Origin of the sequence: Nocardia sp. CA-135398, from assembly GCF_050955845.1 — a bacterium.
GTDB lineage: Bacteria > Actinomycetota > Actinomycetes > Mycobacteriales > Mycobacteriaceae > Nocardia.
In genome coordinates this window covers 7,183,340-7,208,266 of record NZ_CP192084.1, presented here as the reverse complement: position 1 = coordinate 7,208,266, position 24,927 = coordinate 7,183,340, and the positions used below count along the sequence as shown (strand labels likewise).

Here is a 24,927-nt window from a genome sequence, read left to right as displayed (position 1 = left end):
AGAGGCTCGTCGATCGACGGCCTCGGCGGGATGGGCGTGCTGATTCATAGGTCGTGCTCGACTACTTCGAGATCAATGGTTGGTACGGAGAGTGCGGCACTGCGACTCGGCGCATAATGCTAATGCTGACTGCGCACTCAGTCAACGACTGGTTGAGCAGTCAGCGGGTGCTAGAGTTTCCGGAAATTTGGCCGAGGAGGGGTGGGACAGTGAGTGGGCGTGCGACGGGACCGGGCAAGTCGGGCGCGATTCTCGACATTTTCACGCGCCACGTCGCCGAGAAGGGCTACGACGGAACCAGTTTCAGTGGGGTAGCCAGCGAGCTTGGCATCTCACAGGGCTTGATCGTGCACCACTACGGCACCAAGGCGCGGTTGTTGGAAGCTCTGCATGTTTCCTACATGCGGCGCCGGATCGACGAGGCCCGGCGAATCGTGTCGGAGTTCGATACACCGCCCGAGCAGCTTGCCGGGCTACTGCACGCGGCCATGCTCTACCAGGTGCACGATCGAAATCGCACCGTCGCATTCCAGCGGGAGGTCGCGCGGCTCGCGCAGGAGGATGAGGAGTCCGAGGGGCGCAAGCTACGCAGGAATTACATCGGAATCCTGCACGGCGTGGTCGACGCGGGCATTGCCGCGGGTGAGTTCCGCCCTGTCGATACTAGTATCCGGAGCCTGCTCATCTTCGGCGCCGCACAGTGGGCGTGGACGTGGTTCGAGCCGGAGGGGCGCAGATCCGCCGCGCAGGTCGGCGCTGAACTGGTAGATCTCACTCTTGGCTCGCTATTGGTGAATCGGAGATCGCTGCCGCGCCTGCGCGATCCCGACGGCCGACTGGTCGCGACGGTGATCAAGATCATCACCGCTGGACCGGAGGAGCCGACCGCAGCGCCGGAGGGATGACCACGCTCCCGGAGTTGCGTACCCTACCCATTGGGGATCGCTCAGTTGAAACGAATCGGTGAGACGATGCCTTGGCAGGATTGGTCTTTCGGCGATCGAGGATGAAGGTGTGGCAGCGCCCGGTGCGGGTACGACCGAGGTGTTGACGACCGACCGCATCCGGGTTGCGCGGGTGAGTGAGTGAGATGAAGACGAGATCGCCGGAGACGGTGAAATGCCGGGGCTGCCGGTCCTGGTGGCCACTGAGCGCGCACAATGTGTGCCACTGTTCCCAGTGTCATCAGACGTTCACCGGTGAAAAGGCGGCGACTCGGCATCTGGTTGTGGATTATCGCCACAAACCGCACGTCATCTGCCGGACACCGCAAAGCGTCGGCCTTGTCGATGCGGGCCGCGACTATCCCTGCTGGGGATTCCCGCAGGATTAGCGCCCGATCCGGACTACTGCCCGGTGCCGCTTTGGTCCTGCTGGGCGAGGACGAAGGTGCCCTGGCCGTTCGGGTCGAGTTCGGTGTCGAGGATCTTGTCGTCCAAGAAGGCGGCGGCCTGCTCGTCCAGGAAGATCCGCGACCCCTCGGCGGTCAAGACCTGGTCCTGCTCGGCCGGTCCCGCGGTGATCGCCAGCGACATCGTCTCGGCGCCATCCGCCGTGGAGATCCGCAGCCCGGCATCCGTCGGTATGCCCTCTGCTGAGGTGATGGTGCGAACTGCCTCGATGGCGCTAGGGGTAAGCATCAACATCTGTCTGGTTCCTTCCGCTGTCGTCACAGTCGGCCGAGGTGACCGGACTGCATGTCCCGCGGGCCAGTCTCCAGCCCCGATAGTCAGCCGATGGCCCCATCGGCACCGGCATCCACCTAGCAGTAGCCACGAACAGACTCGCGCAAACCACCTCATTCGCCGACCCGTCGCGTCGGCGATGTCGTCGCGGTCGTCCACCTCGAGCGCGGATCGGCGTGCTTTCGGCCCGCTGACCGGGAGGCTGATTCGACACGCCTCAGGTCGGGGCCTGCAGGGTGTGCAGGACCCAGTGCCCCTTTTCATTGGTTTTCGCGTAATAGAGGCTGGCGTCGGCGGCGTCGAGCAGGGATTCGGCATTGGCGCCGGCGATCGGTGTGATCACCGCACCGATGCTGGCCGCTATTCGCATTTGCTGGCCGCCGACGGTGATGGGGTCGGGGAATACCGACAATAGTCGGTCCGCGATGGCCGTTATCTGGTCAGTGGTGGCTGGCGGCGGGATCAGGACGACGAACTCGTCGCCGCCGAGCCGGGAAATGAGGCAGTCGTACCCAGAAAGTTTGTCGCGCAAGCGGGTGGCCACCGCGACCAGGACTTTATCGCCGGTGCCGTGGCCGAAGCGGTCGTTGACATATTTGAAGTGATCGAGATCGGCGAAACATAGTCCGGCCCGGTCACTTTCGTCGGCGGTCGCGACGAGTTCTTCGATCCGCTCGAGTAGGTAGCGTCGGTTCGGAAGGCCGGTGAGCGGATCATGTCGGGCCTGCCTGCGAAGTTCCAGCTGGAGTCGGTGTTCTTCGGTGCTGTCGGCACCGATGGCCAGCAGGTAGTCGGGCTTTCCGTCGCTTCCTTTGACATAGGAGATGGCGAATGACATCCACCCGACGCTGCCGTCGGCACGCACCAGTCGACGCTCGAGTCGGACCGTGCCTGCCCCGGTAGGGACCAGCTGCTCGTAGAGCAGGGCACGGATATCGTCTCGGTCGTCGGGATGGGCGAAGTCGTAGACCGATATCCCGCGCAACGCCTCGACCGGTACCCCGATCATGTCGGCCAAGCCCCGATTGGCTTCCAGCAGTGTGCCATTGGTGTCGCCGATGGCGATCGCGACGGCCGTATTGTCGAACAGGATGCGATATCTCGCATCCTGTTCGTCGTGCTCGGTTGTGTACCGCTGTGCACGAGACTGATCGCGGTGTGCCTGATGGCCTTGTCCCAGGGCGGCCAGCAGTCCGGCGAGGCGCTGTCGGGCGTCGGGCCGATCGGAGTAGTCGGCCAGCCGATACAACACCTGGGCCGACACCGTCGGCACCAGCTCCTCGGCCAAGTGGGCGGCCGATAGGGCCGCTCCGACTCGGCTGCCTACGGTGACATCGAAGGGGTCGGCCGCGAGGGCTGCTGAAAGCTCATCGATCAGGCCGGATAACTGTTGGTATCCGAAGTCATCGGGCATACGCATGCCGTCGGCGGCGGCAAGTGTTTGCCACCAGGTTCGAGCCAGTGCCGCACACTGGGAGTCGTCCACCACAACCCTTCGATACCTTGCGCCGCTCAACCCCTGACCGAGAGCGGCGTTGCGTTCAACCGAACGATAGACCGTGCAGACCGTTTCGTGTGGAAATTTCCGGGTTGGGCAACATTCACGAGAGGCGGTTTTCGTCGAAGATCGACGCCCCCTTATATCTGAGGGTTGTGTTCTGCCATACCCAGGTGGCCTGCACGCAGCCGAGCAGGTCCTCGATATGGGCCGATACCGAATCAGCGATGGTGTTGTCGGTGATCTCCTCGCACCCCCGCTCGATCTCGGCGCGAATCCTGCGGAATTCGGTCAGCCGGTCGCGCACGAGTCGTGCGGCATCGTGCACAGCGTCGGCAAGGGTGGCACCCGGGTTGTTCAGCAGGCAGACCGGGATCAGGTTGAAATCGGCGCGGTCGTGGATGCATTCCTTTTCGAAGGAGAACATGTCGTTCATCAGCGCGCCGATCTCTACGGTCGAGCGCCGTAGCTGCCGCAGATCGGCGTCGAGACCGACGGCACGAATCCGATCCCACGGCAGATATTCGTCGCGGCCGAACTCGCACAGCGCGATCGCGGGATACATGCCCGACACCTGCGCGCGCAGGTCGATGTAATCCGCTACGGTGAGCAATTCGCCGCGAGCGCGGGCATTCTGATCCCGGATTGCCGGACGCAGATGGTCGATGGTCGAATCGAGGAACCGTGTCAGCCAGTCCGGGTCCGCCCAAGCCGCCACCCGCTCCAGGAACTCGCCGGTCGCGGCCGCCACCGGAGTGGGATTCGTTGCGGGACAACGGGTATCGAGCAGTCGGCAGAGGTGTTCCACCGTCGCGCGGGCCCGCTGTGTTTCGGTATCTGTCAGGTGGGCGAACTTCTCGCGGCCGACAGTGTCGTTGAGCCAGAACAGGATCGCGTTATAGATCCCGATAATCGTCATCCGCTCGGCGGTGACAGCATGCGGATGCAGATACGGAGTCATGCTGTTGTAGTGCGCGCCCCCCGCGTCCAGCCAAATCCCGTACCGCCGGCAGAATTGTTCCACCTCCGCACATGCCAACGCCCCGAACCGATTCGGCGCGAAGCCCTGACAGAAGTCGACGATGTCGCAGTCGGGAGTACTGAACAGCTCCCGCAGCGACCACCCCCGCGACCGAACCAATGCCTCATGCTCTGCCCGCATCGTGGCGAGCCGCGCCTCGATCAACGGCGTGTACTCGCCAACCACCAGAGTCCCTCCCGACCAGCGCCGCACCGCGGCAGAGCGTCGGACCGAATCCGGCACACTGGCCGCAGCCGGTCATTCAATGATAAACGACCGTAAGCCAGATGGCTCGATTCGGTTTTCTGGTGAAAGGTCTTGTCGGAGAACGGGCGTGCGCGAGGTTCAGCTCAGGGCGTTGGCCGATCGGTGGCCCGTGTCGTCAGTCGGCGAACGCGTCGACCGCGTTGTCAGCGCGCACCGCACGTCCCGGTCGGGGTGTACTGACAGGGGTTCTCGGTACGGCCCCGGTACTGATCGTGGCCGTCGCTATTGGAACGCACTCCGGCGCCGTAGCCGCTGTTGCGCTGACTGTGGTCGTTGCTGTTAGGGCGCGTTCCCGATCCGTAGCCGTGGCTGCCCCCGGGGCTGTGCGAATCCCGAGGTCCGGCCGAGGCCTCGAACAGGTGCGGGGAGGCGATCGTCAGCAGCACCAGCGCGATGCTGATCAGCGTCGCGACCACCACGCGACGCACTGTCCAGAACTTCGTTGCGATCTCCATTGCACTATCTTTCCGTCAATTAACGTACCGCTATATAACGACACATTAATCGATGGTGCGTCGCAATGGAAGGCGCTTTCGGGTTCGCGCATCCCACATGCCACGGCGACGCGGCCGCCGTTCGCGGTCGAGCCCATCCGGACTCGTCGGCGATACGCTGGGCTTTGGCGAAAGGTGAGTGCATGTTGCCTGGTGTTCGGAGACATTGCGGATCACCACCCAGCCGGTGCTCGACCCCCGGGATAGCGGTATCCCCGACGATGTGTCGGCGGTGGTGGAAGCCGTGATGAGCCGCAACAGTGCTGGCAGTCTGCCGCTCGAGCTGACCAGTTTCGTCGGTCGGCGCACCGAGTTGTCGGAGGTGAAGAAGCTTCTCTCGGTGTCCCGGCTGGTCACATTGACGGGGATCGGGGGCGTCGGCAAGACGCGGCTGGCGCTGCGGGCCGGGGCGCAGGCACAGCGGGATTTCGCCGATGGGGTGTGGTTGGTCGAACTGGCCGAGGTCTCCGATGTCGCGCTATTGGTCGATATCGTGGCTGCCGCTCTTGGTGTGCGGGACGCGGCGCCGAGTCCGTTACTCGAGGTTCTGATCAAGTTTCTGGCCTCGCGGGAAACCCTGCTCGTGCTGGACAACTGCGAGCACATGGTGGAAGCCGTGGCGAAGTTGACCGAGACATTGCTGCGAACATGCTCGGACCTGCGGATTCTCGCTACCAGCCGAGAACCGCTGAATATCGCGGGGGAGGCGGTGCTGCGGGTGTCGCCGCTGACGGTCCCGGATCAGGATCGGGAGCCGACGCTGCTCGGTCTGCCCCGTTTCGACGCGGTGACGCTGTTCGCCGACCGTGCGGCGGCGGCCGTGCCGGGTTTCGAACTGGACAAGGACAACATGTCTGCCGTCACCCGGATTTGTGCCCGGCTCGATGGATTGCCGCTGGCGATCGAGTTGGCCGCGGCCCGGATGCGCATGATGTCACCGGTGCAGATTCTGCAACGTCTCGATGATCGGTACACGCTGCTCACCCGTGGCAGTCGTACCGCTCCGACCCGGCAGCAGGCGCTGCGGTGGTGTGTCGACTGGAGTTACGAGTTGTGCACTCCGGCCGAACAGCGGCTGTGGGCCCGGTTGTCGGTATTCGCCGGGAGCTGCGAACTCGACGCCGTCGAACAGGTATGTGGTGTCGGCCTGGCGCCGCACAGCCCGCTCGACGTGCTGTCCTCTCTGGTGGACAAGTCGATTCTGATCCGGGAGGAATCGCACACCGTCGTACGTTTCCGGATGCTGGAGACGCTGCGTGACTATGGTCGGCAGAGGTTGCGGGAGTCCGGCGAAGCCGCCGAGATGCGTCGACGGCACCGCGATTGGTACCAACGAATGGTGCTGGACGCCGAAGCCGGGTGGATCAGCGACCGGCAACCGTACTGGATCGCCCGCCTCGAACGCGAGCTGCCCAATGTGCGTGACGCGCTCGAATCCTGCTTTTCCGAGGACACCGACGAGGCCGCGGGAGCCGGGCTGCGCACCGCCGCCGCGCTGCACCAATTCTGGAGCCTTCGCGGTCTGTACGGGGAAGGCCGAACCTGGATCGACCGCGTTCTCGCCCACCCGGGCGCGCAATCGATACCCGACCGCATCAGCGGGCTACGCGCCGCCTGCGAGGTTGCCGCGCCGCAGGGGGATTTCCAGGCTGCCGCAGCCCTTTTGGAAGAAGGGCGAGTGCTCGCCGCACAAGAACCCACCCCCGCCATCCAGGGGCAGCTCGCCTACGCATCCGGCATCGTCGCACTCGCTGGTGGCGCAGCGGCCGACGCATCCTCCTCCCTCGAACGCGCTGTCGCGATGCTCAGTTCGAACCAGACCGGCGAGCTCTACATCACTGCTCTGACCATCCTGGCGTGGTCATACGAACTGCGCGGCCAGCTGACCCGAGCGACCGAGCACTACCGTCGAGTGCTGTCCATCACCGAAGCGCAGGGTGAACTGATCTATCGTTCGGCCGCGTTGCGCGGCTTGGGCGTTGCCGCATGGCTGGAAGGCGAGCGGGGCCGTGCCCAACGGTTGTTCGAGGGGGCATTGCGAGTCAATCGGCGGTCGAATAGTCCGGTGTTCACCGCGTTCACGCTGGAGGCGATGGCCTGGACTGCCGCCGACCGAGGTGACGCCGACCGCGCGGCCGTGCTGCTGGGAGCAGCCCAGGGGAACTGGCTGGCGGGCAGCGGCGTGCGGGCGGTGCTGCGGAGCATGTCGCGCTTTCACGCGGAATGCGAGCGGACGACCCGTAATACCCTCGGCGCTCGCAGATTCGACGCGGCCTTTCGACATGGCCGAGGACTCGAGATGGATGCGGCTGTGGCCTACGCGCTCGGGGAAAAGCCCGCCGAGGCGACGCGCGCGCCCGCGAAATTGACCAAGCGTGAGCGACAGGTCGCCGATCTGGTAGCCCAGGGGCTCAGCAACAGACAGATCGCCGCCAAGTTGGTGATCTCGCAACGCACGGCCCAAGGCCATGTCGAACACATCCTGAGCAAGCTCGGATTCAACTCACGCGCTCAGATCGCCGCCTGGATCGTGGACGAAACCAAACAGTCTTGAGAAAACATACGGTCGACCGTATTCTCTTCTGCATGAACCGACACGTCTTCACCGAGGCGACCGACCCGTTCTGCCTTGACCAAGCGGATGCCGCGGCATTGCTGACCGGGGCCCCATGGGGGAGGTATGCCGTTATCGGCGACAGCCTTTCGGCGGGAACCGGCGATCCCACCCCGGGCTACCAGGATCAGGGCTGGTCAGACCGGGTTGCTGGGATCTTGCGGTCGGTCCGGCCGGATCTGGATTACCTCAATGTCTCCGAGATCGGGGCAACCACCGCCCAGACACTCGAGAACCAGGCGGACCGCATGGTCGAGTTCCGTCCGGACCTGCTGCACGTGCCATGCGGGGCCAATGACATCGTGCGGCGCAGGCCGGACTTCGGTGCGATAGAGCGAACGCTTCGGCAGATGTACGACCTGGCGAAGGGGACCGGCGCCGTGCTGACCACTTTCACGCTCGGCAGGGCGTATGTCGTCCCGGTCTTCCCCGACTGGCCCGAGCGGATCGCCGCGATCAACGAGATCGTGCGCGGGCTGGCTTCCGAGTACGACGCCATCGTGGTCGACATGTGGGATCACCCGGTCAACGACCGCGCCGATCTGCTCAGTGCGGATCGGATCCACTTCTCCACCTCGGGTCAGGCCGTTATGGCGGCCGAGGTAGTGAAGAAGCTGGCTAGTTCCCTGAGCCGCAGCACACCGGCGTAATCCTCGGCCCCAAGGCCTGAGTGCCGCGCGGCGAAACGCTTCCCGGGCTCATGCATTGCCGGACCCCGACCAATAAAAGAGGTCTCTTAATCGTGGCAAATATTCGATCAGCTGATCAGCCGGTAGTCGCCGCGGAAGCCGATGGCATTCCGTGGATGACGATGTCGGTTGTTTTGACCGCCCTGTTCATGGCGGTCCTCGACTCGTTCATCGTCGTGGTCGCCGACCCCTCGATCGTGGCGGACCTCCGTGCCTCCGCCAGCGATGTGCAGTGGGTGCTGGCGGGCTATCAGCTCAGTTACGCGGTCTTCATCATCACCGCTACGCGCCTGGCCGACCTGTACGGCGGCAAGCGGATTTTCCTTCTCGGAGTGGCTCTGTTCACGCTGTCATCAGTCGCTTGCGCGCTATCACCGAACGCGGGCTGCCTAATCGCCGCGCGGGTCATCCAGGGCCTCGGCGCCGCCCTGATGGTTCCTCAGGTCTTCGCGTACGTCACGGTGCTGGTGCCTGCGGCGAAGCGGCATACCGTCTACGGTGTGCTCGGCATCGTCATGGGTATGGCCACCATCGGCGGACAGGTCATCGGCGGACTGCTGATCGGCGCCGATCTGTTCGACTCCGGCTGGCGCCTGGTGTTCTGGGTGAATGTGCCGATCGGAATCGCCATGTTCCTGCTCGCCGTCCGATACGTGCCGGAGACGCGCTCAGCCGCCACCCGCAAGCTGGACATGCCCGGCGTCCTGATGCTCAGCGCGGCCCTCTTCCTTTGGGTGCTCCCGCTGATCCAGGGGCAGCAGGCGGGCTGGCCGTGGTGGGTCTGGGCGTGCTTCGCGGGCAGCGCGGTCGCGTTCGGATTTTTCGTGGCGATCGAGCGGGGCCTGGAACGGCGGGGCGGGGATCCGCTGGTACCGCTGACGCTGTTCGGGCAGCGCTCGTTCTCGCTCGGGATCATTCTCGTCCTGGCCCTGTACGCGCTGATCTACTCGTATTACCTGGCCTTGTCGGTAACGATGCAGCAAGGCCTCGATATGTCGGCGCTCGGCGCGGGCTTGGTCTATACACCGGCAGCCACCGCATTCTTCGTGTTCAGCATGGTGGCGAGCCGGATCATCCCGAAATATGGACGACGAGTCCTCGAGGTCGGGGCGATCATATTGGCGAGCGGGTACCTGGCGACCGGCCTGCTGCTGGTGTCCGGCCCGCGAATCACGCCGCTGCTGGTGATCCCCACCCTCATTCTGCAGAGCGTCGGTGGCGGGCTGGTCATCACGCCAGCGCTCAACACGGTGCTCAGCCGCGTCAGGCCGGAGTCGGCCGGTGTCGCGTCAGGGGCGTTGTCCACTGCTCAGCAGTGTGGCGGAGCGCTGGGCGTTGCCGTTATCGGAGCGGTCTACTTCAGCTCGTTCCATCCCGAGGCAGTCGGCACAGTTGCCGCCGCCGGGCACGCCTTTGCCGTCGCGTCCTTCGGTACGTTCGTCATCGCTGTCATCGCGGGCATTGTCGTGTTCCTGCTGCCGAAGCGGCCAGCGGACCAGGCCTGACGAACGAGGATCATGGCCGCCTCACGCTGGCCGCGGGAGATCGGGAATCGCGGTGGCGTAATGGTTTTCGAGTTCGCCGAAGGCATCTTCGAGGTATCGGCCCAGTAGTTCGACATGAGGGAACGCGGTGCGGCATGCGGTGAAGCCGACGAGGATGGTCAATTTGTGTAACTGGCTGGCTCGGCCTACCGGTGCTCCCGCGTCGAGCTGATCGCTCCCGCCCACTAACCGAGCAGCACGTGCTCGGTGGTCAGGAAGTACGAGCACCGCGGCAGGTCGAGGAAGTTCTTCTCGTCCTCGGTGAGGCGCTGGTTGGCCTCGATCCCGGCTACTGTGGCCAGCGCCGCGAGCACGGCTTGCTGGGAGGGGAACCAGACTTCGGTGAGTCCGTCGAAGGCTTCGCCGGTGCCCTTTGTGGTGGCGAGCAGCAGGTTCTGGCTTGCATCGGTGATATGGCTCTGGACGTAGCGGTCACCACCGAGCAGCTTGATCTGTTCGGTGGCCAGGGGGCCGTGGCGGTTCGACCAGTAGTCCTCGAACTGTTCGGGCGACAGGTCCGCTCGACGTCGCAGCGCACACACCATTTTGATCCGATCGGATTCGGGGTCCGCGACCGCGTTCGGCAGCTGGGACGCGAGAATGGCGGCGAGGCCCGCCGTGGTTGCGCCGGTGAGGAACCCGCGCCGCGGGCCCGCACCGTCGTGGGTGTTGTTGATCGACATCTTTGTCCTTTACTTGTTTTGCGCAGATCGGGTGAGGGCGAGCATGACCTCACGCTTTCCACGGATTTCGTCGTTGTAGCAGTCGATTCGCGAGCCACTGAATCGCGCGATGCACCCGTTGCAGTAGCCGCAGACCGGATGTCCGGGGGTGGGTTCGACGGTGAGGTTGCGGTAGAGGTGTGGGTCGGCGATGAAGGCTCGCGCGGCCGAGACGGCGTCGACGCTGCCGCTGGCCAGCGCGTTGTCCATGCCCGCGCGAGTGTGGAAGCCGCCGACGGCGATTACGGGGACGTCGAGTGCCTCGGTGAAGCGGCGAGCATAGGGCAGGTTGAACCCTTCCTGCGGTGGGCGCAGTCGTTCGGCTATGCGCTCGATGACCGGCGCGATGGCGCGTATCGCGAGTTTGCGCCCCTTCGACGAGTGCATCCCCGGGCCGACACTGACACTGGCCCTGAGGAATCCGCGATAGTTGCCCTGCACCATGCCCGGCCACGACTCGTAGTGCCCGCGCGAGATTTCGATGGCGTTCGCGCCCGCGTCCTGAAGCCAGCGCCCGACGCGCAGTAGTTCGTCGGTCGTGGCGCCATGGCGGAACGGCAGATCGTCGGTGCCGTTCATCTTCACCAGTACCGGATAATCGTCGCCGTGTCGGGCGCGGATCGCGTCCATCACCTCGAGCAGCAGTCGGGCGCGCCGCTCGAGCGGCCCACCGTATTCGTCGGTGCGGCGGTTGGTGTGCGGGGTCAGGAACTGTCCGAGCAGATAGCCGTGTGCGGCGTGGATCTGCACGCCGTCGAAACCGGCCTCACGTGCACGGACGCTCGCGGCCACGAAACTGTCGACAACGCCGGGGATTTCGTCCCGACGCAACGGCGATGGCTTGGTCCCATACAGCGGTTCGCGCACGTTCGACGCCGACACGATGCGGTCCGCACCGGGGGCGAGCTCAGCGATCTGACGTCCGCCGTGATTGAGCTGAGCCACGAGCTTGGCACCACCGGCATGCGCGACCCCGACCCACTCACGCAAACCCGCGATCTTGTCGTCCTGGTCGATGCCCGCCTGCCGCCCCGCCGATTTGCCCTGCAGGGAGACGTAAAGGTTCCCGGTGACGATCATCGGCGTGCCTGCCTGGGCCATCGGCTCGTAGAACGCGAGCAGATCATCGGTGACGAATCCGTCCTCGCTGGCCCGGGTTTCGCTGGTGGCCGACTTGAAGAGGCGGCCATCGACTCGCATCGCCCCGATGTCGAGCGGTCTGCGCAGCAAACTGTCGACCATCCATCCTCCTGATCATTTCATCATGTGTGATCGAGAACTCAGTGAACCTCAGAAGGGGAGAGCCGTCAAGCAGCGAGGTGAGGGTCGGTCGGCCTCAGCCCAAATTTGATGATTTCATCAGTTTTGCTTGACAGAATATATGATCGCAACTGATGATTTAATCAATAACCCAATGGAGGTACCTGTGACAAGCATCGACAAGGGTGTCGGCACCGGGCGGACAGTTCGGGTCGGCAACCACGACCTCTTCTACAGCGAGGCCGGATCCGGTCCGGCGGTGGTGTTGTTGCACGGTGGTGGGCCGGGCGCGAACGGGCTGTCGAACTATGTGCGCAACGTCGAGACGCTGGCCAAGCGGTTTCGGGTGATCGTGCCGGATCTGCCCGGTTACGGGCAGTCGTCGAAGTTCGTCGACCAGTCCGATCCATTCGGATATCTGGCCCGCATGGTCGGCGGCCTGCTGGATGAGCTGGGCATCGCATCGGCGCACCTGGTCGGTAACTCCTACGGTGGTGCGGCGGCGCTGCGGCTGGCGATCGAGCGGCCGGAGAAGGTAGGTCGGCTGGTGCTGATGGGTCCGGGTGGTATCGGCACCACTCGCGCGCTGCCGACGGACGGTCTCAACGAGCTGCTGAACTATTACCGGGGAAGCGGACCGAGCCGGGAGAAGATCATCCGGTTCATTCGCGAGTATCTGGTGTTCGACGGAAGTGCTGTGTCCGACGAGCTGATCGAGCAGCGCTTCCGAGCCAGCATCGACCCGCAGGTGGTGGCGGAGCCGCCGCTGCGTCGCCCGTCTGGACCACTGGCCTTGCGCACTCTGTGGCGGATGGATTTCACCCGGGACTCGCTGTTGCGCGAGGTGACCCATCCGACGCTGGTCATCTGGGGTACCGCGGACAAGGTCAACCGGCCCCAGGGCGCCCGCATGCTCGCCGAGGCCATGCCCAACTGCGATGTCTATCTGGCGGCCAATACCGGTCACTGGGTGCAGTGGGAGCGCCCGGACCTGTTCAACACCCTCACGACCGCATTCCTCGAGGCGACGTCATGAGTGAGTACCTGCGACCGAACACCGACTCGGTGTTCGGCGCGGTGCATCTGGGATATGTTGTGGTGCAGTCGAATCGGCTGACCGATTGGCGGCGGTTCGGTGCCGAAGCGATCGGCGTGCACGTGGACGAGCCGGACCGTGACCGGCTGCGGTTCCGGCTCGACGATCGCACCTGTCGATTCCTGATCCAGCGGGGACCTGCCGAAGATGTCACCGCGCTGGGCTGGCACATCGACGACCACGAAACCTTCGACCGCATCGTCGCGCGAGTGACCGACCGTGGCGTGCCGATCGCCGATGGCACCGCCGAAGAGGCGGCGGCGCGGGGTGTGCAGCGGCTGTGGCGCTTTCCGGGCCCGAAGGGCATCGTGCAGGAGATCTTCACGGTCCCGGTGACCACGCCGGAGCCGCTGCGGATGATCAGCTCCGGATGGGTGACCGGAGAAGCCGGACTGGGACACGTGGCGATCATTTCCCGTGAACCCGAATCGATGCGCGGCTACTACCAGACCGTTTTCGACTGCCGACTCAGCGACTACATCGACGAGAACATCTCCGGTTTGAAGATGAAGGCCCGATTCCTGCGGGTCAACGAACGACACCATTCGATCGCCATCGCCAACATCCGCGGGATCAAGATCGACCCGATCCGAACCTCCGTGCAGCACATCAATATTCAGTCCGAAACGCTGGACGACATGCTCGCATCGTTCGAGCGGGTGCGCGAACTCGGTTTCCGCATGGCGTGGTCGGTCGGTCAGCACACCAACGACCGCGAACTGTCCTATTACTGCGTGACGCCCTCCGGATTCGAACTCGAGGTCGGCTGGAATCCGATCGCGATCGGTCCCGAGCTCGAATCCACCTGGGAACCAACCACTTACCAGGGCATCAGTATCTGGGGTCACAAACCCGTCGGCGAGACGGTGTTGGGCAAGTTCGCCCAATTCCGGCAGGCCGTTCGGAGCACGACCACGCCGGAGATCACTGTCCCGGAACTCGCGGGAGGACTGTCGCGATGAACTACACCACCGACTACGACGTCGTGGTTGTAGGCCTGGGCCCTACCGGTCTTACCTTGGCCAACCTGTTGGGGCGGCGCGGAGTGAGCGTGCTCGTGCTCGAACGGGAACCGGAGTACTACGGGCTCGCGCGTGCGGTCTACACCGACGATGAAGGCATGCGGATCTTCCAAACCGCCGGTGCGGCAGAGGAACTCTCGGCCGACATGAACCTCGACTCCACGGTGCAATGGGTGCGGAAGGATGGTTCGCTGCTGGCGCAGTTCCATCAAATCGAACGCCCGCTGGGCTGGCCGGTGGTGAACCACCTGTACCAGCCGTACCTGGAGAATTCTCTGGAGCGCGCCCTCGACCGCTACCCGCACGTCACGGTGCGACGGGGTCGGCAGGTGGTCGAATTCGACCAGAACGCGGACAGCGTGAGCGTGGAGCATACCGAATGCCAAGGCACCGACTACGGCAAGCGCACTGCCGAATCCGACCCTCGCACCGCCGAAAGGGTCCGCGCGAAGTTCCTGGTGGGTTGCGATGGTGGCCGCAGCATCGTGCGCACCAACCTCGGCATCGATATGACGGGCACCAGCTTTCCCGAGCGGTGGCTGGTGGTGGACCTGAAAGCCAAGGACGGGGTCGACGCGTTCCGCCATCTGCCGTACTTCAACTTCGTCTGCGATCCCGAACTGCCGAGCGTGTCATGCCCGCAGCCGGGCGGCCATCACCGCTTCGAGTTCATGTTGCACGACGCGCAGACGAAAGAGGAGATGGAGGATCCGGAGACGGTACGCCGCCACATCTCCCGCTACGTCGACCCCGACGAGGTCGAGGTGCTCCGCAAGCTCGTCTACACCTTCAACGCGGTCGTCGCGGACCGCTGGCGCGTCGGTCGCATCCTGATCGCCGGGGATGCCGCGCACATGACACCGCAATTCATCGGGCAGGGCATGAACTCCGGTGTACGTGACGCGGACAACCTGTCGTGGAAGCTGACGGCGATCATCAAACACGGTGCAAGCCAAAGCATTCTGGACAGCTACGAGACCGAGCGACGCCCGCATGCCAAGGCGATGATCGATCTGTCGGTGTTCATGAAGAGCTTCGTCTCGCTCCGCAATCCTTTCGCCGCCTCGGCTCGCAATATCGCGATCACCACCGCGCTGCGGATACCGGGGTTGGGGGGTTGGATTCGCAGCGCGAAGGTGAAGCCTGCGCCGCGTTTCCGACGCGACGCGTTCCTCGGCTTGCCGAGGCGACGCTGGTGGGGCCTGGAGGGCACGCTCGCTCCGCAACCCGACGTGCGTACCTATAACGGTCGACACCAACGTTTCGACGACGCACTTGGTCTCGGTTTTTCGGTGCTCGGCTATGGGGTCGACCCACGGAGCGTGCTCGATGACGACGATCAGCTGTTCCTTCGGACGCTCGGCGCGCGTTTCGTCACCGTCTACCCGCTCGGCGGCCGCCCGCAGGGCGAGCCGGGTGAGTTTCGCACGAGCGGCGACGACTACATCGATATCGAGGATCACACCGGCGCGCTGTGCCAGTGGCTCGCCAAGGCAGGCGTGGGTGTCGGCGGCGTCGCAGTCCTGCGCCCCGACCGGTATCTGTTCGGCACGGCCACCGGGCCCGGCGCGGGTGTCCTGATCGGGGAACTCGTTCGTCAACTGAATCTGCCGACCATACGACCGGTACCGGATATCCGATCAGACGGCAACAGCGACGAATCGGTCGCTGCGGCGCCGGACCACCTCGAGGAGGCTCGATGAGCTCTGGATCACGTAGCGATTCGGTGAGGGCCGGTGCCCGGATGCCGCGCGAGCCCGTGACCGATTCCACCGCGGTACGTGCAGCGGCTGAGCGACTGGCCATCGCCGCGACCACCGGTGCGCCGAGCGCCGCGGTGCGTCACCTGATCGGTCCTGACGATGTCGAGTCGGCGTATGCGGTGCAGCGCATCGGCGTTCGGACCCGCCTGGCCGCGGGTGCTCGGATCGTGGGACGCAAGATCGGACTGACATCACCGGCGGTCCAGCAGCAGCTCGGGGTGAAGCTGGCGTGGCTGGCCCGCACCACGCGTGACTTCGGCGCCCCACTGCGCGCGGGCGAGATCGTGCTCTCCGGCGCGCTCGGCCCGATGGCCGCACTGCGCCCCGGTGCCCGGGTTCGGTCCGAATTATTCAGTGGCACACAGACACTCGGTGCCGTCGACTTCACGCTGGAGGAACAATGACCCGCACCAAGGTCGCCGTCATCGGCTCGGGCAATATCGGCACCGATCTGATGATCAAGGTGCTGCGCCTGCTGGATCTCGTCGGTGGACGGGTCGGTCACTGACTCCTGTGCGCAGTCATCCAGCCGATCGCTGAAGCCGTTGGCCTGTAGGCAGTTCGATGAGGAGTTGCGGACCGTTCACAATTCGACTTCGTGCACTGCGGCACCGGCGCGCACTTCGAGGACCGCCAAAAGGACCATCCGGCAGACCGACATATCCGACATGTGTCCACGCGGGGTTATCACTGCGTGTGCCTCGGCTCGCCGGCATTCCTGGACGAGATCGACGAACGCCGGGGGCAGTGTCGCGTTCTGTGGTGGGGGCTCGCAGAACACGGCGCCCAGCTCGTAGCCGAGTGACCTGGCAGTGTCGCGCAGTCTGTCTTCGCTCGAATTCCGGTCGCGGTCACGGAGCAAATCGTCGCGCAGGTATCCGTATGCAAGAGGTAGTAGTGCAGTTGTCATGGATGGTTTGTTTTCCGGTCGGTTGGCCACGAGAGATGGATTTGTCATCGCAGGGCGGCAATACGCACCTGTTCGCCGTCGACTCGGCAATGAAGTCAGTTCGGCCGTCGCAACATTGTGTGGTTGAAGGTCTTATGACGGCGTCACGCAGACCTTCGTCTTCTGCACGGCAACAAGCATGGCCGGTAGGTACAGACCCCGCATCGGTAGTGGACGTGGTTTATACCTAAGGAAAGGCACCGGCGGGGCTCGCGAACACAGGTACCACTGGGGTGCGCGGGAGTCTGACCTCGAAGAATGCTGATATGTCAGGGGAGCCGGGTCGTTCAGAACACCGCCCGTCCACTACCTAGACGTCGAACATACCTTCGCCGACATAGCCTCCGGGAATGACACCACACGCCGTTGGCTGGACGAGCCGATTGCGTACGTCAGCGCGGTCGTCGGGCGATTTCGCCGCGGACCTGGTCGGTAAATCTACTGGGGATGTGCTCGGATATGTCCGCACGTGAAGTGATGGCCAGTTTATTGAAGATCGCCGCGATTTGGGCGTCGACAGTTCGGGACGACTTTCCACGGCGGAAGGCAATGTCGATATTGGTCCACCCGGCCGCGGCCAGGATCGCGACCTGTTGTTCGGTCCGGGTCAATTCGTACCAGTGCGATGTGTCGACCGTATCCGCTGGAGTATCGATGGTCAGTGTGCCCAGTGCCAGCCGTAGCACTTCGTTTCGTTCCGGACGCAGACGCATGCCTCGGGCTTCTGCCGCAGCGTAGGCGTCGGGCCCGAGCACTCGGCGGGCGACAGCGATAGCTTTTTCGGATTCGTCGAGCAGGGGGCCCGACGCCTTGATGTCGATGCCGAGCTTGGCTCGTAGAGTTGTGGTGCCGCCGGCCAAGTGGGCGATTTCGGTGGCGAGGGCGATCAGTTTCTTGCGGTCGGGTTTTCCGGCGGCAATCGAGTCGGTGATGATGTGCGCCAATGACCAGGTCCGGTACTGCACCAACCACACCGCGGCCCATTGCTCGTCGGTCGCGAGGTGATATGCCAGCGAGGATCGTTCGAGGGCCAGTGCTTCGGTGGGGTTGCCGTGTCGGGTCAAGGCTGTCGACCTGGTGAGTTCGGCGCAAGCCTTTTCCCATGGAATTCCGGAGCGGGTCGCGCGATCGAGGTAACGCTGCGTGATCTCGTGGGCCTGCTGCGCGGTTCCCAGCATGCCCGCGGCCAGGGCGGCGAACAGCTCGCTCATCGAGGCAGCGCCGTGGTCGCCATAGGTTTCGAACTTATCCCGGGCTCGGATCAGGACGGTGATGGCGCGGTCGTCACGGCGCGCGAATATCAGCTCCGCCCCCCACGCGAATTCGACTGGAGCGGGCAGGCCGATATCGGTCTCGGCGGTATCTCGCCAGTTCCGCCTGGTGTCCGGGTCGGGGATGCAGGCGGCGACGCAGTCCTCGAGCAACTGTTCGGCGTCCTCGATGGTGCCTTGAAGCGTGGCGAGCCATGCGATGGTGGCCATGGCCCCGATCTGGAGTTCGGTGGGCTGCGGGGTCGCTCCCCGGGTGGCGTCCAGGCATCGTAGGGTCCATTGGCGTATTTCTCGTACCGAGCCGCTGGTGAAGCACACCTGCAGGGTGATCAGCCCGAGACAGATCTCCAGACCGTCTCCGGCTCGGCCCGGGGTGCTGATGCTGGTTTCGATCGCGGTGAGGGTGTTGGCCCAGACCGTCCGGGCCCAGTCCACCAGGGCTTGCCCATCGGGACTGAACCAGTTGGCCGCGGCGTAGGCGATCCTGTCGTGGTAGTAGCGGCAGTGCCGCTGGGCCAGCCGGGCGGGTTCGTCCACCGCGGCGGTGGAGCGCTGGCGCAGTCGCTGCTGGGCGAATACCCGCAGGCTCTCCACCAGGGAATACCGCACCGTGGTCGCCGTCCTGTGCGTCGTGACCAACGATTGATCGACAAGGCGCTCGAGCAGACCCGCGATCTCCGGCCGGGTCAGCGGCACTTGGGTATCACTGGTTTCGTCGTCGCAGCAGATTGCCTCGATGGCGTCCAGCTCGGCGCCCACATCCGGTGCAGCCTCTGTGGTGTCGTCGGGATTGGTGTCGTAACCGGCGGCGAACACCGACAGGCGGTCGAAGAGCAGACGTTCCTTGTCGCTGCACAGCTCGTAGGACCAGGAGATGACGTCGACGACTCCTCGGTGGCGAGCGTCGGCGCCCGCGCGGGGGCCATGCGACCAACTCAGTCGAGTGTCATCGGCGTGGCCGGTGAGTCCGTGCAGGATGGCGGCCAACGGTTGGCGAAGCAGGCGTGCGGCAGCCAACTGGATGTAGAGGGGATGGTTGTGGACGTGGCGGCAGATCTCGGCGGCGGTAGTGGTCTGGTCCGTGCCGGTGACGGGATGTTCGGTGAGCTCGGCGCGTTGCCGAAATAGGGCCACGGCCTCGCGCTGCGATAGCGGCGGAACGGTGATCAGGTGTTCGTCGATCCAGCCGATGGGTTCGCGGCTGGTGGCCACGATGCTCAGCCCCGGCACCGTCTCGATGAGGTCGGCGATCAGGGGCCCGACACCGGAGAGCACGTGCTCGCAGTTGTCGAGCACCAGCACGGTGTGCGGGGCACGTCCGGTGGTGTCGGTTGGGGTGAGGGTGTCGACCAAGGCGTCCCACGCCGATCGCCCGGAGAAATCCGCCTTGACCACCGCGTGCGCGACTTCTTCCGCGACCGCGGTCGAATCCGAATCCGGAGTCAATCGAGCCAATCGCACCCAGTGCGCTCGTGTTTTCCTTGCTTCGGATCTACCGCAACGGCGCAACGCTTCGACGGCCAGACGAGTCTTCCCGATGCCACCGGGGCCGATGAGGGTGATCAACCGTGCTGGGCCGAGTAATAGGGTGCTGATCTTCTCCAGCTCGCGGTCTCGACCGACAAAGCTGTGGGTAACAGCGGGTGGGCTGCCTGCACCTTCCCGGCGCCTGACATCCATATCGCACAATTATAGGCCCCGCACCCCGGGCTGAATCCCGCGTTATCAGCGCCGCCTGACTGCGCGAAAGCACCGCCAGTCATGGGACTGTCGGGAATCCGACACTCCGCCACAATGGGCACGGATCGACGACATCCTGATCACCGTCGTATGGCTGGGCGACTGGTGCGGATGAGCCCGTTGATGCTGGCTCAGGCGGTGAGACCGTCGGCCCAGGTGTCCCCGAACAGCGTCGCGACCCGGGAAAGTGTGCCGCCGTCGGCCGCGGGAATCACCACGCCGGACATGTACTGTGCCGCGCCACCGTTTTCGCGGATCTGCACGGCCATGTCCGTCGCGCGCTCGCCCCGAGCGCCATCAGCCGCCAACTGCACCTGTTGGAGGCCTGGCCACGATCGAAGCACCGCTCAGCAGCATCATTCCGGACGCGATAGCCGCACTGACGATTGCGGCTTGGCGGACCTCTGAGATACGCGGGTCGCACTGCCGAGCAAGTCGCTCGGTATTGGCAATTGTTGGCTTCCTCGTCCTGGTGATCATCGGGGGTCCGGTCGGGTCCAGGATTGGGGCGTGTAGCGACATTCGACGTCGCGGGGATGGCGCTGTACGCGCTGGCCGCACTGGCGAGGCCATTCAGAGCCCGACGAGGTCTGCTTGCCCGGCCGCGCACCCTCGGTGATGGCTTTACCCGCAGTTGTCTACGACCGCTCGATAAGCGGCAATACAGCGCGTTCTGAAGTCGCGAGAATTTCTGGTTATTCGGGATCGTGGGCTGTCGGCCGGGATGGCGCGGGCGCCACCGGCGGTGACTCTGCTCGTTGTTGGCGTGCGCTGTTATGAGGGCAGGAAGATCGCGGTCGCTTCGTGAGAGAGTCCCGTAGGACGCGGGGAGTCTTCATCGGTTTGTGCCAGGTGTAGCAGGCCGAGGATGGCCGCGTAGGCGATCCGCGCCCGATGTGCCGCCCGCTCTGGCGGCAGGCCGAGCTCGCGGTAAGTGCGGGTCATGAGTTCCAGCCGGGCACCGTTCACCCGGCCGACCGCATCCCTGACCCTGGGATCGTTGCGGTCGCCGAGCAGGCTCAGATGCACCGACGGCGCGAGCGGCTGGACGGCCTGCACGACCGTGATGAGCAGCTCGCGCAGCCGCCGTTCGGGATCGGCGATCGCCGCGAATTCGGCGAGCCCCCCTTCGCCGTGACTGCGCACCCACTCCGCGAGCGCTGCCTCGATCAGCTCGTCTCGGTTGCGGTAGTGCGCGTAGAAACTGCCCTTGGTCACGCCGAGTGTGCGCGCCAGCGGTTCGACCGCGACTGCGGCCAGCCCGCCGTCGGCGATCGCCTTGAGCGCGGCCAGCGCCCAGTCCTGGGCAGATAGCCGGGTCGTCTGGTTCACCACGGGGAAGAGAATACGCCGGGGTATTGACGGGCCCGCGCTCGAAGGATACGGTAGCGTATTAATACGCAACCGTATCAATACGCAACCGTATTAAGGATGATCGGATGGAATCGATAAAGGTTCGGCGAGTGGTCACCGGGCACGACTGCGAGGGCAAGGCTCGCGTGGTCGACGACAGTCATGTCGAGCCCATCACCACCGCGGTGATGCCCGGCTTTGCCGCCTACCGCCTGTGGGGCCGCGACGAACGGCCCACGTTCCCCGACGACGGCTCGCCGCGTGCCGCCGAGGCGTGGTACCCGCCCCGGGACGGATCGCGCTTCATGATCAACACGATCCCGCCGGGCGAGCAGGTCCTGCCCACGGACCTTGATGCAGCCTCGGCGCTGGAAGAGGTGGAGCGGCAGATGCCGGGCGCGATGGCCGTCGTGGAGCCTGATGCCCCGGGGATGCATACCACCGACAGCATCGACTACGTCCTGGTCGTCTCGGGCGAGGTCACACTCGAACTCGACGACGGCGAGCAAACAGTGCTGCGGGCAGGCGATGTGGTCATCCAGAACGGCACCCGGCACGCCTGGCGCAACCACGGCACCGAGACCTGCACGATCGTCGGCGTCGCCATCGGCGCGGACCGCGTCCGGCTCTCATAGACCAGGGTGGCGCATTGCGAACCGGGCCGAATTAAGCTCTGCCAGTTGATCTTCGGTGGTCCGAATGCCTGCTCTGCTGCATCCGAGCTCAACCGGCCGCGCGTTCGGACACGGCTCGGGATGCCCCAGCCAGCAGCGGCGAACACCACATAATCGGCAATAGAGTGCACTCGAACGGCCCGAGATGATCTCGGGCCGTTGATCTTCCGGTGCTCTCCTGGCCGGCCAGGTCCGCGACATGAGCGTTCACTCGCTCTGATCGCAGTCGGCGCGCTGTTGCTGTTCTCGTATTTTTTGCAGTCGGAAATGCATCGGCGTGGGATCGGGGCCCAGAGGTCCGACCCGGCGACCGATCGTAATCAGGGTGAACGGCGGTGTGTATTCATTCGTCGCTGACGCGGATGATTGTCTTGCCGGGGCTGTACTTGCCGGGTTTGAAGGCGTCGGGTGCTTCGGCGAGGGGGCGGACAGCACCGACGGCTGGCTTGATGCGGCCGTCGCGCAGGCGCGTGGCGAGCTCGGTGAGTTGGGACCGGTCAGGTTCGACGACGAAGAAGACGGCGCGTCCGTTGTCGGGCTGGATCGTGGGTGGCGTGGCGATGGTGACCAGGGTTCCGCCGGTGCGTACCAGGGTGATCGAGCGATCCAGGATGTCTCCGCCGATTACGTCGAATACCACATCGACTTCGCCGACCTGCTCCAGCGGCTCGGTGTCCAGGGCCAGGAAGGTGTGCGCGCCGAACGTGAGCGCGCGGTCGCGGTCGCGGGCCCGGCCGGTGCCGATGACTCGGGCCCCGGCCTCACGGGCGAGTTGCACCGCGATCGAGCCGACACCGCCGGCGGCGCCGTGGATCAGGACGGTCTGACCGGTGGTGAGGCGGGCGTGGTCGAATAGGCCCTGCCAGGCGGTCAGCCCCGAGATCGGCAGCGCGGCGGCCACGGTGTGGTCGATATCTGCGGGCAGGGGAGCGAGGTTGCGGGCTTCCACCGCGGCGTATTCGGCCAGTGTGCCGTTGCGGGTCCAGTCGGCCAGACCGAAGACCCGCTGGCCGACGGTCAAACCCGTGGTGCCATACCCCAGCTCGACGATCACTCCAGACAACTCGTGGCCGGGCACGCTCGGGGTCCGGTCCCGGCTGGCGCGGTCGGTCCAAGTGCCGGGCCAGTCCAGCTCGCCACGGGTGAACCCGGCGGCGTGTACTTTCACGATCACGTCGTTCTCGGCGGCGTGGGGGTAAGGCAGGTCGTGAGTCAGGGTCATCCCGGCGACGCCGGCGTCACGATTCCCAACGATGATGGCTTGCATGCTCGGTCCTCCGTTGTCGTGTATTGCCGACAGGCAGACGAAGCAGCACCGTCGGATGTCACGGTTCGAACGCACCCACGCTCATCAGGATCAACGGCTTTACTGTAAGCGATGATGTTCCTCGCACTCGTCGGGCGTGCACGGAAATCGGCAAGAGCGTGCGTTGAAAAGTATTGCCAGCCAACGGATCTGGACGACCGACGAACGCCAACGCGGCGGCATTTCTGGATGTATCCCGAAAGATTGGTGATGCTCGATACGGCTGGTGAACAGTGGTGTCGGTTAGAGGCGTGTCGCGGTGTGGACGAGGTCGGCAACGGCTTTGGATCTGCTGTGTGGTGGCCAAGCGATGACGGTCGTAACGGCCGGCGCGTCCGGCACGGGCACGACGGCATGATCGTCGCGTAGCTGGGTTCGCAGCGACTCGGGCACGACCGCGCAAGCCAGTCCGAGCGCGATCAGTTGGAATAGTTGGGTATGGTCGCGCACCTGCGGGCCAGGGCCGTCCGGATAGCTGCCATCCCGTCCGGGCCAGCGCGGCAGGGGCAGGTCCGCCTGGGCGTTGACCTCGGCAATCGACACCTGCGCCCGGTTGGCGAGAGGATGACCCGCAGGCAAGACCACGACCTGCTGTTCGGTGTGCAGATCCTCGGTGTCGAATCCGGCTGTCGTGTCGTAAGGCCGGTGGAGCAGAGCAACGTCGGCACGCCCGTTGCGCAGCAGACTTTCCGGCTGGCCTGGCCCGCACAGCATCACCTCGACTGCCACAGCGCCCGGTTCGGCGGCGTAGGCGTGCAGCAGCTTCGACAACAGTTCGCTGGACGCTCCGGCCTTGGTGGCCAGCACCACACCGGGCTGGTCGGCCGCGGCACGGCGGGTTCGCCGCTCTGCGGCTTCGACCGCGTCGAGCGCGGTCCGGGCCTCTCGCAGCAGCACCGCCCCGGCCTCGGTCAAAGCGATGGCCCGGGCGGTGCGGTGCAGCAGAACGACTCCGAGCCGCCGTTCGAGCTGCTGGATGGCTCGCGATAGCGGTGGTTGCGCCATCGTGAGCCGTTGTGCCGCCCGCCCGAAGTGCAACTCCTCGGCGACGGCGACGAAGTATCGCAACTCCCGCGTCTCCACCAGGTCATGGTATCCGGCGATGACCACGACCAATACCCGTGCGGTATCGCCGCCCACCCGACCGGTCTTGGACGCTGCACCCGGAGCCGCAGCAGGATCAGCGGTGTGAGTGAACAGACGATCGCGCTGGTGACCGGCGCGAATAAGGGAATCGGATACGAGATCGCCGCAGGCCTGGGCGCGCTCGGCTGGCGAATCGGTGTGGGCGCACGCGATCGGCAACGCCGCGACACCGCGGTGGAGAAGCTGCGCGCGGCCGGGACCGATGCGTTCGGTGTGCCGCTCGACGTGACCGACGACGCAAGTGTGGCCGCGGCGGCCGAATTGATCGCCGACCAGGCCGGAGGGCTCGATGTGCTGGTCAACAACGCCGCGATCACCGGCGGTATGCCGCAGACACCGACCACGGTCGATCCCGCGACCGTGCGAACTGTCGTGGAAACCAACGTGATCGGGGTCATCCGGGTCACCAACGCGATGCTGCCGATGCTGCGCGCCTCGGCCTCACCGCGAATCGTCAACATGTCCAGCAGCGTCGGCTCGCTCGCCCTGCAAACCACACCCGGCATCGACATGGGCCCGGTTCCCGCCGCCTACTTGGCCTCGAAGACCTTCCTCAACGCCCTCACTATCCAATACGTCAAGGAACTGAGCGACACCAAAATCCTGATCAACTCAGGCTGCCCCGGTTTCACCGCCACCGACCTCAACGGCTTTCGCGGCGTTCGCACACCACAACAGGGCGCGGCCATCGCGATTCACCTCGCGACCCTGCCCGACGACGGACCGACCGGCGGATTCTTCGACGACGCCGGAACAGTGCCCTGGTGACGGGCGCGCCGGTGCCCACCATTCCCGTTCTCGAAGTCAGCCTCG

21 protein-coding genes and 1 pseudogene are annotated in these 24,927 nt (G+C 65.0%); 11 read left to right on the top strand and 11 right to left on the bottom strand.

Translation table 11 applies throughout. From position 1 onward, the window contains the following. Positions 1 to 209: 209 nt before the first annotated feature. Both ACQP1T_RS32135 and ACQP1T_RS32130 read left to right on the top strand, forming a co-directional pair. On the top strand, positions 210 to 905 hold the full coding sequence (locus tag ACQP1T_RS32135) for a TetR/AcrR family transcriptional regulator (RefSeq protein ID WP_433756773.1): 696 nt from the start codon (positions 210 to 212) through the stop codon (positions 903 to 905). Positions 906 to 1,090: 185 nt separating this feature from the next. Then, positions 1,091 to 1,333, top strand: coding sequence for a hypothetical protein (locus ACQP1T_RS32130; RefSeq protein ID WP_433756772.1), 243 nt, complete (start codon positions 1,091 to 1,093; stop codon positions 1,331 to 1,333). Positions 1,334 to 1,346: 13 nt separating this feature from the next. Here ACQP1T_RS32130 and ACQP1T_RS32125 read toward each other — a convergent pair whose 3' ends face one another. From ACQP1T_RS32125 to ACQP1T_RS32110, 4 genes are all read right to left on the bottom strand, one after another. Continuing rightward, on the bottom strand, positions 1,347 to 1,646 hold the full coding sequence (locus tag ACQP1T_RS32125) for a hypothetical protein (RefSeq protein ID WP_433756771.1): 300 nt from the start codon (positions 1,644 to 1,646) through the stop codon (positions 1,347 to 1,349). A 256-nt stretch (positions 1,647 to 1,902) separates the two neighbouring features. After that, a complete protein-coding gene (locus tag ACQP1T_RS32120) occupies positions 1,903 to 3,171 on the bottom strand; it encodes a diguanylate cyclase domain-containing protein (protein WP_433756770.1) in 1,269 nt (422 codons plus the stop codon). A gap of 115 nt (positions 3,172 to 3,286) precedes the next feature. Further along, on the bottom strand, positions 3,287 to 4,390 hold the full coding sequence (locus ACQP1T_RS32115; protein ID WP_433756769.1) for a terpene synthase family protein: 1,104 nt from the start codon (positions 4,388 to 4,390) through the stop codon (positions 3,287 to 3,289). A gap of 224 nt (positions 4,391 to 4,614) precedes the next feature. Next, on the bottom strand, positions 4,615 to 4,926 hold the full coding sequence (locus ACQP1T_RS32110) for a hypothetical protein (protein WP_433756768.1): 312 nt from the start codon (positions 4,924 to 4,926) through the stop codon (positions 4,615 to 4,617). Positions 4,927 to 5,122: 196 nt separating this feature from the next. Here ACQP1T_RS32110 and ACQP1T_RS32105 point away from each other — a divergent pair. The 3 genes and pseudogenes from ACQP1T_RS32105 to ACQP1T_RS32095 all read left to right on the top strand — a co-directional run. Beyond that, positions 5,123 to 7,519: pseudogene (locus ACQP1T_RS32105) on the top strand (LuxR C-terminal-related transcriptional regulator); the annotation flags it as partial. A 32-nt stretch (positions 7,520 to 7,551) separates the two neighbouring features. Next, positions 7,552 to 8,229 (top strand): SGNH/GDSL hydrolase family protein, encoded by a 678-nt coding sequence (locus tag ACQP1T_RS32100; RefSeq protein WP_433756767.1) that lies wholly within the window; start codon positions 7,552 to 7,554, stop codon positions 8,227 to 8,229. A gap of 161 nt (positions 8,230 to 8,390) precedes the next feature. Beyond that, a complete protein-coding gene (locus ACQP1T_RS32095; RefSeq protein ID WP_433756766.1) occupies positions 8,391 to 9,773 on the top strand; it encodes an MFS transporter in 1,383 nt (460 codons plus the stop codon). A gap of 224 nt (positions 9,774 to 9,997) precedes the next feature. On the opposite strand, the gene ACQP1T_RS32090 is transcribed toward ACQP1T_RS32095, so the two are convergent. Beyond that, on the bottom strand, positions 9,998 to 10,495 hold the full coding sequence (locus tag ACQP1T_RS32090) for an EthD domain-containing protein (RefSeq protein ID WP_433756765.1): 498 nt from the start codon (positions 10,493 to 10,495) through the stop codon (positions 9,998 to 10,000). A gap of 9 nt (positions 10,496 to 10,504) precedes the next feature. After that, positions 10,505 to 11,776: an NADH:flavin oxidoreductase gene (locus tag ACQP1T_RS32085; protein ID WP_433756764.1), complete on the bottom strand. Its 1,272-nt coding sequence runs from the start codon at positions 11,774 to 11,776 to the stop codon at positions 10,505 to 10,507. A 193-nt stretch (positions 11,777 to 11,969) separates the two neighbouring features. Here ACQP1T_RS32085 and ACQP1T_RS32080 point away from each other — a divergent pair, with 193 nt between their 5' ends. The 4 genes from ACQP1T_RS32080 to ACQP1T_RS32065 are packed head-to-tail and all read left to right on the top strand — an operon-like array spanning position 11,970 to position 16,079. Then, positions 11,970 to 12,830 (top strand): alpha/beta fold hydrolase, encoded by an 861-nt coding sequence (locus ACQP1T_RS32080; protein WP_433762444.1) that lies wholly within the window; start codon positions 11,970 to 11,972, stop codon positions 12,828 to 12,830. Beyond that, the gene (locus tag ACQP1T_RS32075) at positions 12,827 to 13,852 is read left to right on the top strand and encodes a VOC family protein (RefSeq protein WP_433756763.1); all 1,026 of its coding nucleotides are present in this window, start codon (positions 12,827 to 12,829) and stop codon (positions 13,850 to 13,852) included. Before ACQP1T_RS32080 ends, ACQP1T_RS32075 begins: the two co-directional genes overlap by 4 nt. Further along, the gene (locus ACQP1T_RS32070; protein WP_433756762.1) at positions 13,849 to 15,615 is read left to right on the top strand and encodes a bifunctional 3-(3-hydroxy-phenyl)propionate/3-hydroxycinnamic acid hydroxylase; all 1,767 of its coding nucleotides are present in this window, start codon (positions 13,849 to 13,851) and stop codon (positions 15,613 to 15,615) included. The genes ACQP1T_RS32075 and ACQP1T_RS32070 overlap by 4 nt, the downstream gene beginning before the upstream one ends. After that, a complete protein-coding gene (locus tag ACQP1T_RS32065; protein WP_433756761.1) occupies positions 15,612 to 16,079 on the top strand; it encodes a hypothetical protein in 468 nt (155 codons plus the stop codon). Before ACQP1T_RS32070 ends, ACQP1T_RS32065 begins: the two co-directional genes overlap by 4 nt. A gap of 937 nt (positions 16,080 to 17,016) precedes the next feature. On the opposite strand, the gene ACQP1T_RS32060 is transcribed toward ACQP1T_RS32065, so the two are convergent. The 3 genes from ACQP1T_RS32060 to ACQP1T_RS32050 form a co-directional block, all read right to left on the bottom strand. Beyond that, entirely contained in the window at positions 17,017 to 19,575 is a 2,559-nt protein-coding gene (locus ACQP1T_RS32060; RefSeq protein ID WP_433756760.1) for an ATP-binding protein, read from the bottom strand. Between the two features lie 191 nt (positions 19,576 to 19,766). After that, positions 19,767 to 19,898, bottom strand: coding sequence for a hypothetical protein (locus ACQP1T_RS32055; RefSeq protein WP_433756759.1), 132 nt, complete (start codon positions 19,896 to 19,898; stop codon positions 19,767 to 19,769). A 511-nt stretch (positions 19,899 to 20,409) separates the two neighbouring features. Next, on the bottom strand, positions 20,410 to 20,970 hold the full coding sequence (locus ACQP1T_RS32050; protein ID WP_433756758.1) for a TetR/AcrR family transcriptional regulator: 561 nt from the start codon (positions 20,968 to 20,970) through the stop codon (positions 20,410 to 20,412). A gap of 128 nt (positions 20,971 to 21,098) precedes the next feature. On the opposite strand from ACQP1T_RS32050, the gene ACQP1T_RS32045 reads away from it, so the two are divergent. Then, a complete protein-coding gene (locus ACQP1T_RS32045) occupies positions 21,099 to 21,623 on the top strand; it encodes a cupin domain-containing protein (RefSeq protein ID WP_433756757.1) in 525 nt (174 codons plus the stop codon). 382 nt (positions 21,624 to 22,005) lie between these two features. Here the strand turns inward: ACQP1T_RS32045 and ACQP1T_RS32040 are convergent, their stop codons facing one another. Both ACQP1T_RS32040 and ACQP1T_RS32035 read right to left on the bottom strand, forming a co-directional pair. Further along, positions 22,006 to 22,929, bottom strand: a complete 924-nt coding sequence (locus ACQP1T_RS32040) for an NADP-dependent oxidoreductase (RefSeq protein ID WP_433756756.1) — start codon at positions 22,927 to 22,929, stop codon at positions 22,006 to 22,008. Positions 22,930 to 23,211: 282 nt separating this feature from the next. Beyond that, positions 23,212 to 24,108, bottom strand: coding sequence for a LysR family transcriptional regulator (locus tag ACQP1T_RS32035; RefSeq protein ID WP_433756755.1), 897 nt, complete (start codon positions 24,106 to 24,108; stop codon positions 23,212 to 23,214). Between the two features lie 48 nt (positions 24,109 to 24,156). On the opposite strand from ACQP1T_RS32035, the gene ACQP1T_RS32030 reads away from it, so the two are divergent. Beyond that, positions 24,157 to 24,882 (top strand): SDR family oxidoreductase, encoded by a 726-nt coding sequence (locus tag ACQP1T_RS32030; protein WP_433756754.1) that lies wholly within the window; start codon positions 24,157 to 24,159, stop codon positions 24,880 to 24,882. Positions 24,883 to 24,927: the final 45 nt, after the last annotated feature.